2 protein-coding genes are annotated in these 16,502 nt (G+C 62.8%); both read left to right on the top strand.

What is annotated here, in order from left to right:
• Positions 1 to 3 precede the first annotated feature (3 nt).
• Positions 4 to 9,585, top strand: coding sequence for a fibronectin type III domain-containing protein (locus tag KF715_10780; protein MBX3737166.1), 9,582 nt, complete (start codon positions 4 to 6; stop codon positions 9,583 to 9,585).
• On the top strand, positions 9,582 to 15,815 hold the full coding sequence (locus KF715_10775; protein MBX3737165.1) for an RHS repeat-associated core domain-containing protein: 6,234 nt from the start codon (positions 9,582 to 9,584) through the stop codon (positions 15,813 to 15,815). Before KF715_10780 ends, KF715_10775 begins: the two co-directional genes overlap by 4 nt.
• Positions 15,816 to 16,502 lie beyond the last annotated feature (687 nt).

Below are 16,502 nucleotides of genomic sequence, written 5' to 3'. Positions count from 1 at the left end.
GTCATGAAACGCGCGGGGTTGGCGTCGGCTGTAGCCGCTTTATTGGGCACGTTGTTGTCGGCGAGCTCGCCGGTGTGGTGGCAACAGCGAGGGGTGACCGTACCGAACGCGAGCCCAGATGATTACGCCGTGGCGAACGTCGGTCAGTTGAAGCACATCGCTCAACAGGCCGCCGCGGAGATGGACGCGCTGCTGCCTGATGGGGCGGGGCCGGAAATCTCACAGCTCGTTCATTCATGGACAGCGCCGGCGGCGGAAAATGTAGTGCGCAACGACTACGCGGCGCTCACGCAAGGCCAGTTGAAAGCCGTCGCAAAGCTTTTCTACGACCGCCTCGCCGCGGTCGGCGCTCACGGGCCGCCCCTGGCTCACGGAGCAGCTTATCCTTGGACGGTGACCACTAGCGATGACGCCAGTTATGCTCCTGCGAACCTTGGCCAGTTGAAGTTTCTCTTCAGCTTCGATGTTTTCGACAATGATCAGGACGGCCTGCCCGATAATTGGGAGCGTCTTTACTTCGGCCATCTAAACAACACCGGCGGGGAAGATCCGGGTGGGGTGGGGCGGACGCTGCTGCAGTCGTACCAGCAAGGGCTGAGTCCGTGGCCAGCGCCGACGGTCAGCGCAGGCCTGCGAGCGTGGTATCGTGCGGACAAAGGCGTGATCAAGGACGAGAATAACCGGATCAGCCAGTGGACGGATCTGTCGGGGCAGGGCTTGCACGTGCTGCAGATGGCAGATCCAGGGCGGCAGCCGCTGTTGACGAACAACGCGCTAAACGGACAGCCGGCGGTGAGCTTCGATTCGGCGCAGTTGCTTTTGCAGACCCCGCGGGCAGTGGACGTGCAGGGCAGCGGGGACGATCGGACGCTGATCGTGGTGTTGCGCCCGGCGGCGCAGCAGACCGGGGAAATGACGATCCTTGATGAGCAATGGGGCGAGCCATCGTATAACCCGGCGCTGCGCACGGTGGGGGGCAACAACCAGGTGTCCTTACTCTGGATGGGCAACGAGATCGCCGGGGTGCGCAGTGTGCCGCAGTTCAACCTGACGGCCGGGGAGGTGCAAATCCTCAGTGCGGTGAAGAATGGCGCGACGGCGAGCAGCTACCTCAACGGAGTAGGGCTGGGGAGCAACCTGCAGGATGATGCGACGCTCAGCCATGCGCCCGGATACTGGGCGATCGGCAATCGGCCGAACGCTCCGTACTACGGCTTCCAAGGTGAGATCGCGGAAGTGCTCATCTACAACCGGGCACTCACCGAGACGGAGCGCCAGCAGGTCGAGACCGCGTTGACCACCAAGTATGTGAACCCTGATGCCGATGGAGACGGGTTACTCGATACCTGGGAAGATCAGCATCTGGGGACGCGGACGTACACCGGCGGGGAAGATCCGGGTGGGGTGGGGCGGACGCTGCTGCAGTCGTACCAGCAAGGGCTGAGTCCGTGGCCAGCGCCGACGGTCAGCGCAGGCCTGCGAGCGTGGTATCGTGCGGACAAAGGCGTGATCAAGGACGAGAATAACCGGATCAGCCAGTGGACGGATCTGTCGGGGCAGGGCTTGCACGTGCTGCAGATGGCAGATCCAGGGCGGCAGCCGCTGTTGACGAACAACGCGCTAAACGGACAGCCGGCGGTGAGCTTCGATTCGGCGCAGTTGCTTTTGCAGACCCCGCGGGCAGTGGACGTGCAGGGCAGCGGGGACGATCGGACGCTGATCGTGGTGTTGCGCCCGGCGGCGCAGCAGACCGGGGAAATGACGATCCTTGATGAGCAATGGGGCGAGCCATCGTATAACCCGGCGCTGCGCACGGTGGGGGGCAACAACCAGGTGTCCTTACTCTGGATGGGCAACGAGATCGCCGGGGTGCGCAGTGTGCCGCAGTTCAACCTGACGGCCGGGGAGGTGCAAATCCTCAGTGCGGTGAAGAATGGCGCGACGGCGAGCAGCTACCTCAACGGAGTAGGGCTGGGGAGCAACCTGCAGGATGATGCGACGCTCAGCCATGCGCCCGGATACTGGGCGATCGGCAATCGGCCGAACGCTCCGTACTACGGCTTCCAAGGTGAGATCGCGGAAGTGCTCATCTACAACCGGGCACTCACCGAGACGGAGCGCCAGCAGGTCGAGACCGCGTTGACCACCAAGTATGTGAACCCTGATGCCGATGGAGACGGGTTACTCGATACCTGGGAAGATCAGCATCTGGGGACGCGGACGTACACCGGCGGGGAAGATCCGGGTGGGGTGGGGCGGACGCTGCTGCAGTCGTACCAGCAAGGGCTGAGTCCGTGGCCAGCGCCGACGGTCAGCGCAGGCCTGCGAGCGTGGTATCGTGCGGACAAAGGCGTGATCAAGGACGAGAATAACCGGATCAGCCAGTGGACGGATCTGTCGGGGCAGGGCTTGCACGTGCTGCAGATGGCAGATCCAGGGCGGCAGCCGCTGTTGACGAACAACGCGCTAAACGGACAGCCGGCGGTGAGCTTCGATTCGGCGCAGTTGCTTTTGCAGACCCCGCGGGCAGTGGACGTGCAGGGCAGCGGGGACGATCGGACGCTGATCGTGGTGTTGCGCCCGGCGGCGCAGCAGACCGGGGAAATGACGATCCTTGATGAGCAATGGGGCGAGCCATCGTATAACCCGGCGCTGCGCACGGTGGGGGGCAACAACCAGGTGTCCTTACTCTGGATGGGCAACGAGATCGCCGGGGTGCGCAGTGTGCCGCAGTTCAACCTGACGGCCGGGGAGGTGCAAATCCTCAGTGCGGTGAAGAATGGCGCGACGGCGAGCAGCTACCTCAACGGAGTAGGGCTGGGGAGCAACCTGCAGGATGATGCGACGCTCAGCCATGCGCCCGGATACTGGGCGATCGGCAATCGGCCGAACGCTCCGTACTACGGCTTCCAAGGTGAGATCGCGGAAGTGCTCATCTACAACCGGGCACTCACCGAGACGGAGCGCCAGCAGGTCGAGACCGCGTTGACCACCAAGTATGTGAACCCTGATGCCGATGGAGACGGGTTACTCGATACCTGGGAAGATCAGCATCTGGGGACGCGGACGTACACCGGCGGGGAAGATCCGGGTGGGGTGGGGCGGACGCTGCTGCAGTCGTACCAGCAAGGGCTGAGTCCGTGGCCAGCGCCGACGGTCAGCGCAGGCCTGCGAGCGTGGTATCGTGCGGACAAAGGCGTGATCAAGGACGAGAATAACCGGATCAGCCAGTGGACGGATCTGTCGGGGCAGGCATTCCATGTTCGGCAGACGATCGACAATGCGCGCAGGCCGCTGCTGGTGGCCGATGCGATCAACCATAAAGCCGCGCTCGAATTCGACAGTACGCAGGTACTGCAGTCCTCAGGATTCGCCGACGTGTGCGCCGGCAGCGATGACGAGACGCTGTTCGTTGTCGCCGTCCCGAGCGCAGTCCAGGGCGACAGAGCCAACGTCGTATACCTGGGCCATGGCGAGCAGGGCTACTTTGCCGACGGCCTGCAGGGCGATTCCAATAACAATTACATGATGGCGTGGCCGGGCGACTACGCGCCCGCGGTCACTGCGACCCCGAACGCCGTGCAGATCTTCAGTGCGGTGAAGGAGGCGGCGCAGGCCGCGTCGTTCCTGAATGGTACGGCCGTTGCGAGCCGCGCGGTTCAACCGGAGATCGTCGCCCCACCCGCGGTCATGGCCATCGGCAACGGCACGCATCCCTACTATGGCTTCAACGGACGCATCGCCGAGGTGCTCATCTATAATCGCGCTCTCACCGCTGCGGAGCGCCAGCAGGTTGAAACCGCGCTGAAATTCCGCTACGGAATCGTCGACCCCAACGGCGATGCGGACGGGGATGGCTTATCCAACGCGGATGAGCTTGCCCGCGGGACCGATCCGTACGCCGCCGACACCGATGGCGACGGATTGGATGACGGCTTGGAGGTTGCCATCGGCACCAATCCGCTGGTGTCGGACCTCGACTCCGTCCCCTCCCGCTTCCAAGGACGGCGGCTGCATTTGCGGGCCGATGCCGGGCTGACCCTCAACGGGCAATTCGTTTCCCAGTGGAACGATCTCTCGGGCAACAATAATCACGCGGTGAACACCCAAGGCGGTCGTCAGCCGGTGAAAGATGTCGACGCAGTGAGTGGCGCGATCGCCGTGAAATTCGACGGCCTGGACGACTACCTCCAGCTGCCGAATGTCACCGCCGGCATGACCCAGGGCGAAATTTTCGCCGTGGTGCGCCGGCAGGCCAGCACGGGTGGAGGCACGATCTGGTCGTTTGGATCGGGCTCCAACGTATATCCGCAAAGCAACAATACGATCCAAGAGGCTTTCGGGACCAGCAGTGCCAGAATAGGGCCCCCGGTGTCAGCCGACTTGACTAAATGGCAATTGTACAACGTGCGCGCCAGCGCGAGCGGGTGGGAAAGCCGGATCACCGGAAAGACTTACCTCCAGGCCGCCGGCAACACCGTTAGCTTCTCTCAGACCAGCCCGATCCTGGGTTGGAGCATCAACACCGCTTACGGTTCGGCTTTGAACGGCGCGGTGGCCGAATTGATCGTCTACGACCACGTCTTGACCGAGCAGGAGCGCGCCGCGTTGGGTGTTTATTTCAATCTGCGGCACCATCTCGTGACGGTGGCCTCTGCGCCGGCCGGACTCGCGGCCGCAGGAATTTCGGCGAGCCAGATCGTGCTGAGCTGGCAGGAGGCGACGACCACGAACGGCGGCCTGACGTACGAGATCGAACGCAGAAGCTCAACCGGAGATTTCGCCGTGGTCGCGGAGGTGCGCGACGGAACCATGTATTTCGATTCCGCCGTGGTCGCCGGCGAAACTTATACCTACCGCGTGAAAGCGCGGAACTACGCGGGCGACTCGCCCTACAGTAATGAAGCCTCAGCTTCGCCCGGAGACGGGGCGGCAATGCCGCTGACCGGCATGAGGCTGTGGCTGAGGGGAGAGACTTTGACGAGCGGCGCCGTAGAGGCATGGGAAGATATGTCCGGCAGCGGCAACACCGCGACCAATACGAATGCAATCCGCCAGCCGTCCGTACAGATCGATCCCGTCACCGACAGGAAAACCGTGCGCTTCGACGGCGTGGACGACTATCTCCAATTGCCGAACGTGACGGCGGGAATGACGCAAGGTGAAGTGTTCGTGGTGGTGAAGGCGGCGACAGTGACGAACGGCAACGGGCAAGCGTTGTGGTCGTTCGGTTCTGGGACCGCGCTCTATGTGCCGGGAAACGCCATCTACGAGACGTTCGGCACCAACGTCCGTCGCGACGCGCCGGGAGCCAACGTGGATTTGACCAAGTGGACCTTGTACAACGTCAGTGCCGAATCGAACGGTAATTGGTCGAGCCGCTTGAACGGGCAGAACTATTATTCAGTCAGCGGCAACACAGTGAGCTTCTCGAACGCCACTCCGACCTTGGGCGGAGGTGTGCCGATCACCGGAGCGATCGCGGAGATTATCGTGTACGATCATGCGCTCACGGAGGGAGAACGGACGGCGGTCGGGTTTTATCTGAACCTGCGTCACGGTTTCGTCAGCCCGCCTCCCGTTCCTGGCGGCCTGACCGCGAAAGCGATCTCGGCCTCCCAGATCAGCCTGAGCTGGGCCGAAACGCCCAACGGAGCCGGCACGACGTTCGCGGTGGAACGCAAAACCGGCAGCGGGGATTTCGTGTCGGTGGCCGAAGTCAAAGACGTGTTCAGCTATATCGATTCTGCGCTGAATCCGACCGCTACTTACACCTATCGAGTAAAGGCGAGGACGTACGGCGGGAGTTCGGGCTACAGCAACGAGGCTTCCGCGACGACGTTCGACACCGGCGCCCCGATGCCCAACGCTGGCATGCGGCTGTGGTTGAAAGGCGAAACGCAGGCCGCGGGGCCGGTCCTCACTTGGCGAGACCAGTCCGGTAACAACAATCACGCATTCAACAATAACGCGAATCGGCGGCCGGTAGCGGAACTCGAACCGCAGACCGGCCGGATGGTGGTGCGCTTCGACGGCGTGGACGACTATCTCCAATTGCCGAACGTGACCGGGGGCATGACGCAAGGCGAAGTGTTCGTAGTGGTGAAGTCGGCGACGGTGACGAATGGCAACGGACAGGCGCTGTGGACGTTCGGCTCAGGCACCGCACTCTATGTGCCCGGGAACGCGATCTACGAGACGTTCGGCACCAATGTCCGTCGCGACGCACCGGGGGCCAACGTGGATTTGACCAAGTGGACCTTGTACAACGTGAGCGCTGAACCAAACGGCAACTGGTCGAGTCGCTTGAACGGTCAGGACTACTACTCGGTCAGTGGCAACACAGTGAGCTTCTCGAACGCCACCCCGACATTGGGCGGAGGCGTGCCGATCACCGGTGCGATTGCGGAGCTAATCGTCTACGACCATGTGCTCACGAATGCGGAGCGCAGCGCCGTCGGAACCTATCTCGCGCAAAGACACGCCTTCGTCGCGTCCCCCCAGGCTCCGACTCCCCTCACGGCCCAGGCAGTATCAGGGTCGCAGATCAGTCTGGGCTGGGCGGGCGCACCTAACGGATCCGGCACGACGTTCGTGGTCGAGCGCAAGACCGGCGCGGGTGATTTCGCTCCCGTGACGGAGGTGAAGGACGTGTTCAGTTATATTGATTCTGCGCTGACGGCCTCCACCGCATACACCTATCGGGTGAAGGCGAAGACGTATGCCGGAAGCTCGGGCTACAGCAACGAGGCTTCGGCGACGACGTTCGACACCGGTTCGGCCATGCCGACCACCGGCATCCGCCTGTGGCTGAAGGGTGAGACACAGCCGCCCGGCCGGGTCCTGACTTGGCTCGACCAGTCGGGGAACAACAACCACGCCTTCAACACCAACACCGCGCGGCAGCCCCAGGCGGAAGTGGACGCGCAGACCGGTCGGATCGTGGTGCGTTTCGACGGCGTGGACGACATGCTCCAGCTGCCGAATGTCACGGCGGGCATGACGCAGGGCGAAGCTTTCGTCGTGGTGAAGACCGCACCGGCCCCTGACAACAACGGGCGACGGTTGTGGTCCTTGGGCTCGGCCGACGCCTACTTCATTCCTGATAATAGACTATTCGACGGTTTCGGAACGAGCACTCGCCGGGACGGCCTGGGGTTTGGCGCCGACTTTTCCCAATGGACGTTGTACAACGTAAGCGCCGAAGCCGGTGGAAAGTGGTCGAATCGGCTGAACGGGAAAAAATATCTCACGATCACCGGCAATACCGTCAGCTTCACCTCCACCGCGCCGCAGCTGGGAGGCGGAAGGCCCTTGGATGGTCCGATCGCCGAGCTGATCGTCTATGATCATGCACTGACCGAGGCCGAGCGGACGGCGGTGGCGATCTATTTGAACCAGCGCCACGGCTTCGCCACACCGCCGGGCACGCCGACGGCTCTCACCGCCGGAGGAATCTCTCCGACGCAAATCAGCTTGAGCTGGTCGGGCTTAGTGAGGCGCGCGACCACCGCTTACGTCATCGAGCGAAAGAGCGGGGCCGCAGACTATGCTCCGTTGGCCGAAGTGCAGGATGTGTGCAGCTTCATTGACGCGACCGTCGCCGCGGGCACAAACTATACGTATCGGGTCAAGGCTCGCACCTACGCCGGCAGCAGTTCCGGCTACAGCAACGAGGCCGGCGCGACCTCGCTCGTTGAAGGCAGCGCGATGCCGCTCAGCGGCGTGCGACTCTGGTTCAAGGGTGAAAGTTTGGGTCAGGGAGCGGTTCCTCGCTGGCCGGACTTGTCCGGGAACTCGAACGATGCGGGTACGACATTTTTGAACCGTCAGCCCGTCGCCGAGGTCGACTTGCAGACAAACCGGACGGTCGTGCGCTTCGACGGTTTGGACGACGCGCTTCAATTGCCGGATGTGACCGCCGGCATGACGCAGGGTGAGGCGTTTGTCCTCGTGAAGGCAGCGCCGGTGCCAGACGGTAATGGCCGCTGGCTTTGGTCTTTGGGACGAGATGCGACAGGGTTCGGGATCGGCAACACGATAGCGGAGGGCTTCGGCACCTCGGTTCGTCGCGACGGGCCCACCGCGGGCCCCGACTTGACGCAATGGCAGCTCTACAACGTTTCTGCTTCGGCTACCGGATGGGAAAGCCGCATCAGCGGGCAGATCTACCAATCCTTCGCCACGAACACCGTCAGCTTCTCGTCGACTGCTCCTGTGATCGGCGGTTCCAGGTCCATTGATGGAGCAATCGCGGAGGTGATTGTCTACGATCACCCGCTCACCGAGCAGGAGCGGCTGGCGGTGGGCTTCTACTTCAGCCAGCGATACGGCTTCCTCGCGGCGCTCGCGGTGCCGACGAATTTGGCTGCCAGCGCCGTGTCGCCAACCGAGGTGTGCCTGACCTGGACCATGCCGGCCGCGACGCGAGGGACGACCTACCAGGTCGACCGCCGGGCCGGCAGTGGCAATTACCAGCGGATCGGCACAGCGACCGGACCGTCCTTCTTCGACCGTACCGCGCCAGCCGGGACGACGTGTGCCTACCGGGTGAGGGCCGTCAATTACGCGGGGTATTCCGCTTTCTCCGCGGACGCATCGGTCGTGACCGCGGCGACAGGCGCAGCGGCCGCATTTCCGACCACCGGCCTCAAATTGTGGCTGGATGCATCGACGCTCGGCAATGCCGACACCGTCAGCACATGGCGCGAGCTTTCCGGTGCCAGCAACCATGCCACCCAAGCTGCGGCGCCGGCTCGTCCGCTCGTGATCCAGAATCAGCTGGCCGGACTGCCGGTCGTCCGCTTCGACGGGACGGACGATGTTCTGCAATTGCCCGGTTTTCTCTCCGGTGCCACCGCCGCAGAGGTCTTCGTGGTTGTCCGAGCGGGCACTTTCACGCCGGCGCGCAACCTGGGGCTCTGGCAGTTCGGCCCGGGCGACTCGCTCTACTCCGCCTCTAACGGCACCACGCTCGAATCGTTCGGCAGCAGCGTGACCCGTTCCGGCCCCGTGCCGCTTCAGGCGCTGACGCAGTATCACACGTACAATATTTCCGCCCAGGCCGGGGAATGGATCAGCCGCGTCAACGACATTCCCTATGTGCTCGCGGCCGCCAACACCGTTCAATTCCGCGCCTCCTTCCAACTCGGCGTTGCCGACACGGGACGCTTCGGCGGCGACATCGCCGAGATCCTGGTCTTCGATCGCGTTCTTGCCCCGGAGGAGCGCGAATCGGTCAACCGATATTTAAATGTGAAGTATCGGCTGGTGCCGGAAGGGTACGCGAACGTGAACGCGTTCAATTTCGACTCGGATGGCGATGGCCTGAGCAATGCAGCCGAAGCCGCCGCCGGCTCCAATCCCTATGCGACCGACACGGACGGGGATGGCATGCCGGACGGCTGGGAAGTCGCCCACGGCCTCAATCCCTTGGTGGCCGACGCGCTGGCCGACGCCGACGGAGACGGCCGCACAAACCTCGAGGAATACCTCGCGGGCACCGATCCTACGGTCGCGGACGCTGCCGATCCGGCCGCGCCCGTCCAACTGAAGATTTATCACCCGGTCCAACGTCAACCATGAGTGCGGTCGTCCCTTTCCGAATCCCTCTTCTCATCTCGCTTGCGGCGCTCCCGGCGGCCGCAGCGTTCGGACAGAGCTGCAATCAGCGGGAACTTGAGGCCACGAAAATCGAATTCGAAGGCGACCACCTACCGATCGAGCAAAGCGGTTTCTTTCCCTATCTGATGAGCGGCGGCGGCCCCGCAGAAAAGTATACGGTCGAGTCTTGGTCGGGCAACAGCGACAAGGCGGTATACCCGGCCTGCGGTTGCGAGACGACGTTCACCAATATCATGTGGGGCGGCAGCTGGACCTTCAGCAAGAGCACGTTTGCCGATACGTCGAGTAAGGCACTCAATTACACGTCGGGTGGATGCGGGGCGTCCGGTCCGCAACAAGCGACGCAGATGAAGGTCGGGATCGCTCCGGCAAGCAGTTCCGCGCTGAGTTCCCCCGGTGCCACCACCGTTGCGGCGCTGTCGCGCCAATACCAGCACGGCGAGTTTCAGGGACCTTCCTCGTGTACTCCCGGACTGTTTTGGGGGCCGACAAATGTCACGGAAAGCCTGTCGGAACAATTCTCGTTCAAGGACGCCGTGGACCGGGCCGAAAATTTCAAAACCCCGCTCCCCGTCCCCACCAACCGGCAGTACTGGAACTACAGCTACCCGCGCACGGCGGCCGAGGCCGCGACTTTGCTGGCGAACGGCACGATCGGCCGCACGACTCCGATCGTGGCACACGCCGAGCGGATCCGCTTCCGCGCCACGTTTGCCCAGACTTGTCTGGGGCCTGGCCGCTACTTGATCACGTTCTATTATAAGCGTTGGCCGCTCGACGCCGCCGAGCCGGCGGAATTCGAAACGAAGACCGAAACGATCGATTTTCGCGACGAGCCCGTTCACACGTTTCCCGTCACCGGCGACTTTCACGAGTATCATTTTCCCATCAAACAGGGCGAACAATGCAAGCTGGTGAAAGTCACGGCCGTTCCGCTCGAACAATGTGCCAACACGACGCCGGGCGATGCCAAATCGCAGGTCGGCAGCGTCGATCAGAAGTATTTTCTCGGACGGCTGCCGGACGGAGGCGGTGCCGGCATGTTGCTGATTGCGGCCGACCGGGTGAGCCCGGCGCTCTATCAACCCTCCACCCTGCAGCTTCGTGCTCCGGCGTCGATCACCGCCGTTCACGTCGACGGTGCGCTGCGACAGGTCGCGGCGCCCGAAGTCTTCGTCGATGTGGTCACGACCTCCGTCTCGAGCTACGAACTGCGCTTCTATTACTCCTCTCAGGTCGGCGCGCTCGACACCGGCACCGGCTTGTACGCGGTGAGCGGTCAACCGTTCGTTACGCACGTGGTTGAGAACCCGGACGCCGGTTCCGCCGCCAATCGCGTTCGGTTCACGGAAACCCGGGGCGCGACCGCCAAGCAGACGGTATTCGCTTACACCGCAGCGACCGGCACGCTCAGCATGGATGCGGGCGGCGGACTGCGCAAGGAGAGCCTCGCGCGAACGGTGAACGGATCGACGATCACGGAGACGCGCACCATCACGAACGCGGCGGACCAGCCGGTATCGGTCGTGCGGGAGACCAGGCAGGCGTACCTGTTTGGCGAGCAGGTGACGCAGCAGGTGCTTGATCCCGACGGCGCGGCGCGGATCACCACCTACACGTATTACACCGATCCCGCCACTGACGGTGGCGCGTACGGCCAAGTGAAATTGATGGTGGAGCCCACGGGCCGCTGGACGCGCTACACCTACGACACTCAAAACCGCCGGTTAAGCGTCGTTACCCAGTTCCTGGACACCGTGTCGACCAGCGCCGACAATCTCAATCGCGCGACCCGCTATACCTATACGACGGTGCCCGATCAGGACGGCGACGGGATTGCAGAAAATCTGACCACGCAGGTCGAGCAACTGCTGGGGGTGGAAATCGCCCGGCAGTACCGACTGACCTTCTCGAAACTTGAGCCCGTTCTCGGAACTCAGGCGGAGATGCAATGGACCATCGTTTGCACGGCTGCGGGAGCCGCGTGGGACGCGACGGGCAATCTTGTCACGAAGACGCGGCGGCTGACTGGCGGGGACTGGAGCGGACGGACCGTGAGCGAGTTGCGGCCGGATGGCACGCTCACGACCGCCTCCTACTCCGTCAGCGGAAGCACGCGGACTGTCACAACCGAGACGGGTGCGGCCAACCCGGCGGCCGCGACCGTTGTGGCGGGGACCCGCACGGTGGTAGGGGAAAACCTGTTCGGTCGCATGCAAACGCGCGGCGTTACCGACATTGCCTCGGGCTTGACCCTCTCGTCGGAGGCCGTGTCCGCCACCGACGCGTTTGGCCGGCCCACGCGCATCGACTTTGCCGACGGCACCTTCGAACTTCGCTCCTACGCCTGCTGCGGCCTGGACATGCAGACGGATCGCCAAGGCGTCGCCACCCATTTCGAATTCGACGCGCTCGGCCGGGTGCAAAGCGAGTCGCGCGCCGGCATTACTCAGCACAACACTCTGGACCCCGTCGGACGAATCGTCGCGCGCGAGCGCATCGGCTCCGATAATTCCACGATGCCGCTGGAGTCGCACCAATACGACCTCGCGGGCCGCCTGCAGTGGTCCAAGGACGCTCTCAACCGTCAGACGTCGATGGCGTACTCCACCGACGCGAGCGGTCATCCGGTCGAGACGACGACCACTCCCGCCGGCACGATCGTCCGCACGTTGGCGAGGGACGGTTCGGTGCTCAGCGTGACAGGCACGGCTGCAGCGCAGCGGCTGGCGTACGAATACGGGGTCGACGCCGACGGTACCTTCACGAAGGAAATCCGCGTGGGCTCGGGTGGTGAAACGACCGAGTGGGTGAAGACCTATACGGATTTCGCCGGCCGTCCGTTCAAGAAAGTGTATGCCGATGGGGCCACCGAAACGTCTTACTACAACGCCGCGGGACAACTCGCGCGGCAGGTCGATGCCGATGGCGTCACGACCCTCTTCGCGTACGACGCGGAGGGAAATCTTGAGCTTACCGCGATCGATCTCAACGCCAACGGCGTCATCGACGCCGCCGTCGATCGCCTGACGCGGACGCGCCAGAGCGTGGCGACGCGCGGCGGCACCACCGTGCGCCGGGTGACGACGGAATCATGGGAGACGGCCGGCGCGGACTCGCCCGTCACGATCGCCGTGTCGGAGCAATCCTTCGACGGCTTCCACGCTTGGCAGGCGGTCCGGGGCGTGGAGACGCAGGTGTCGACGGTGTTCGACGGCGCCGGCGGCCGCACGGTGACCGAAACTCGGCCCGACGGCTCGAAGCAGATCAGCGTCTTCAGTCAGGACCGGCTGGTTTCCGCGACGGTGCAGACCTCCGGCAACGTCACCGTGAGCGCGATGACTTACGGCTACGATCCGCACGGGCGCCTCCAAACCGTCACGGACGCGCGGACGGGCACGACGACTTACACTTACTTCGGCGACGATCAGATGCAGACGATCACGACGCCGGACCCTGACCCGAATCGCAGCGGAACGGGCTACGACCCGCAGACGACGACGTTCGGCTACGACAGCGCCGGTCAGCAAAGCACCGTCACCGCGCCGGACGGCGGCGTGGTGACGACAACGTACTGGCCGACGGGGCAAGTGAAACGAACGTCAGGCAGCCGCACTTACCCGGTTGAGTACGCTTACGATAGTCAGGGACGGCTCAAGACACTGACGACTTGGCGCAACTATGCCGGCAACAGCGGGACGGCCGTGACGACGTGGAACTATTCACCGACGCGCGGGCTGCTGGCCAACAAACGGCACGCCGACAACACGGGGCCGAATTACACCTACACTCCCGCCGGGCGCCTGCAGACCCGCACCTGGGCGCGCGGCGTGAGCACGACCTACGCCTACAATGCAGCCGGCAACATGACGGGCTGGGATTATTCGGATGCCACGCCCGACGTGACTCTCACGCCCGATCGCACCGGGCGGACGGTCGCGATCACAGACGCCTCCGGCACGCGCAGCCTGACCTATGGCGGCTACGGCCTGCTCGAAGACGAAGATTACACGGGTGGGCCGCTGGTGAACCAGGGCGTGCATCGGCACTTCGATGCACTGGGAAGACTCGACCAACTCGACACATGGACCAATGGAGCGGCGTCCCAGTCGGTCGCGTACGAGTACGACGCGCTCTCGCGACTCCACACGGTGACCGCCGGCACACGCATCGCCACGTATGCTTACGTGCCCAACGCAAATCTGCTCGGCTCAGTGATGCTGGAGCAGGGCGGCGTCAATCGGCTGGTGCGGACTGCGACCTATGACCAGCTCAACCGCTTGGAATCCATGGCCAACACCCCCGCAGTCGGCGTGCCCCAATCGTTCACTTACACGTACGATCCTGCGAACAAGCGCACGCAGGCCGTGCGGCAGAACGCGCAGTACTGGGATTACGGTTACGACAACCTCGGGCAGGTGACTTCTGCGGTGAAGCGGGTGAGTGGCGGCACGGCTTTGCCGGGCTTCAGCCAGGCATTCGCCTTCGACGACATCGGCAACCGGCAGACCGCGACTCGCAACGGGCAGGCCGCGACGTACACGCCCAATAACCTGAACCAATACACGCAACGCACGGTGCCGGGCGTGGTGGAGGCGCTCGGTTCGGCCGACCCCCAGGCGAACGTCACCGTGAACGGCCAGCCCACACAGCGCCTCGACGATGCGTTCTACTATGCGGCGACCCTCGACAACGTGCCTGCCGGCATTTGGGCGGAACTGAGGGTGGCTGGCCTCAAGTCGGGCGCCGGGCCGGCCGGTGCAGATGCCACCCTTGCGACCAACCGTTACTCGTGGCTGCCGCAGACGCCGGAGGTCTTCCAGTACGATGCGGACGGCAATCTGACCGCCGATGGACGCTGGAGCTACACGTGGGATGGCGAGAATCGCCTGATCCGCATCGAAACCAAGCCAGCTCTGGTGCCGCCCTCGGGGCATTTTCCGCTCAGCCAGCGGAGGAGAATCGATTTCAGCTATGACGGCCAGGGCCGGCGGATCCAGAAGGACGTGTCGAACTGGACCGGCACCGGCTGGACGCTCACGCGCTCGACGCGTTTCCTCTACGACGGCTGGAACCTGATCGCGGAATGCAACGCCTTGGCCGCGAACAGCGTCGTCCGGACCTATGAGTGGGGATTGGACCTGAGCGGCTCAATGCAGGGCGCGGGCGGGGTCGGGGGCTTGCTGTTTGCGACCGCCACGACTGCGGGCAGTGCAGCGACCTTGGCCGCGGAGTACGACGGCAACGGCAACGTCGCCGGCTACGTGGATCTCGCCAGCGGCGTCCGCGCCGCGAGCTTCGACTACGGCCCCTTCGGCGAGATCCTGCTGAGCGACGGCTGGGCCAAGGAGCTGCTCCCGTTCGGCTTCTCGACGAAGTATTCCGATGTGGAGGCGGGGTTGGTTTATTACGGCCTAAGATATTACAGTCCGTCGCTGGGGCGGTGGATCAATCGCGATCCGCTCGAGGAGAGCGGTGGAACCGGCTTGTATTTATTAGTCGGCAATTCTCCGACCACCACATTCGATCCGCTCGGACTCGCCAGTTTCGAGGATCTGGTAAAAGATCGGCTGCTTGGAACACCGTTGGGTAAATTCCAGAAGGGACTAACCGCAGGACCATTTCCCGTTCCCTCTCCGGCTGGGCCGATACCTCTTTACGTCTCAGGAAGTGTCGAGGGGAACTTATTCTTGTGCACCTCAAAGCGAACCGGGAAAGTAGAGATTTGGTTCGAGGGCGCGATCAATCTTGAAGGATACGCACGTTGGGGCCGCGATTTTGACGATCGCCCACGCTACCCAGAGCCTAAGGGGCGCGATCGCAATCGGCGTAGCTACGATCGGGACTACACAATGGAGCAGATGAAGAACAAGAACCGAACGGGCCGCTTGAAGGATCCGTTCTTCCGCGACCAAGGACTTCAGTTTGATTTGCTGAACAATAGATGCCGAATTTGCCCGGATGGTTCTACCAAATTCGCCGTGAAGGCATTTGCGCGAACTGCGGTAGGCGCGGGATTCGGGTTTTATGCAAACTTCGAGAAAGAGCTCTATTCCACCGAGGAGTTAGCCGGATTTCAGTGGAATGCGGGACTCGGTCGTGGGATACATGGAGCCGTTGCCGAGATTGGACTGAACGCCCAGCTAGCGAACATCACATTCCAAGTCGGAGACGGAGGACCAAATGAATGAAACGACAATTCCTAACACTAACCTATGTCTCGGCATTACTCTGTGCGACTGGCGTTTTCGCCTACGCCTTGATCCGCGTTCACGGTCGGCTGCCACGACTTGCGGACCCTGTCGTAATCATTACCTGTAACGCCGCGTTTTGGGCATTTATCTGGCACGTTATTACTGTGGGTCATTTCAAGTCAGGCGGAAAAAATATTTCTTTGTCCGGTGAACCGAAGCGATTTATTGTTTATGTATTCGTTCTTCTGTTTGCGGGTGTCGTAGCATCTGTTATTGGTGCCCTAATTCTGATTTCTAAAGTGAAACCCGATTAAGGGTTCATCAATGTGGCAACCTGTTCCGGGCCAATTTCGCGTTGTAGGACGAGACGTGATTAGCGTCGTAGGATTTTCGGGCTTTTAACCACGATATCGTTCTAAAAGTGCCCCCCAAGCCAACGAAAGCACGGTCAGGAGCAGCGTGCCAAAGAATGAGGAATCGTCACTGAGCAGTTTCTCGGCACACGAACCCTCCACGATTGCAGGTGCGAAGCTCGCCTGCGCATTTACCAGTCGTTGAACTCAGCTCTCAAAATACCGTCTGATCTCTGGGCTTTGCTGCATCAGCATGTCCTGCTCGATGATTGGAACGGCTTGCGGGAGACATGGATTAAAGAACTGCCGCAGCTAGAGCACCTGGCGGGAA

Source organism: Candidatus Didemnitutus sp., from assembly GCA_019634575.1.
Taxonomy (GTDB): Bacteria; Verrucomicrobiota; Verrucomicrobiia; order Opitutales; family Opitutaceae; genus Didemnitutus.
Note: the sequence above shows the minus strand (reverse complement) of the source record. Positions and strands in the feature narration are given on the sequence as shown.

Coding starts and splice junctions, on each gene's coding strand:
- KF715_10780 (MBX3737166.1), top strand. CDS start 4: ATGAAACGCGCGGGGTTGGCGTCGGCTGTAGCCGCTTTATTGGGCACG.
- KF715_10775 (MBX3737165.1), top strand. CDS start 9,582: ATGAGTGCGGTCGTCCCTTTCCGAATCCCTCTTCTCATCTCGCTTGCG.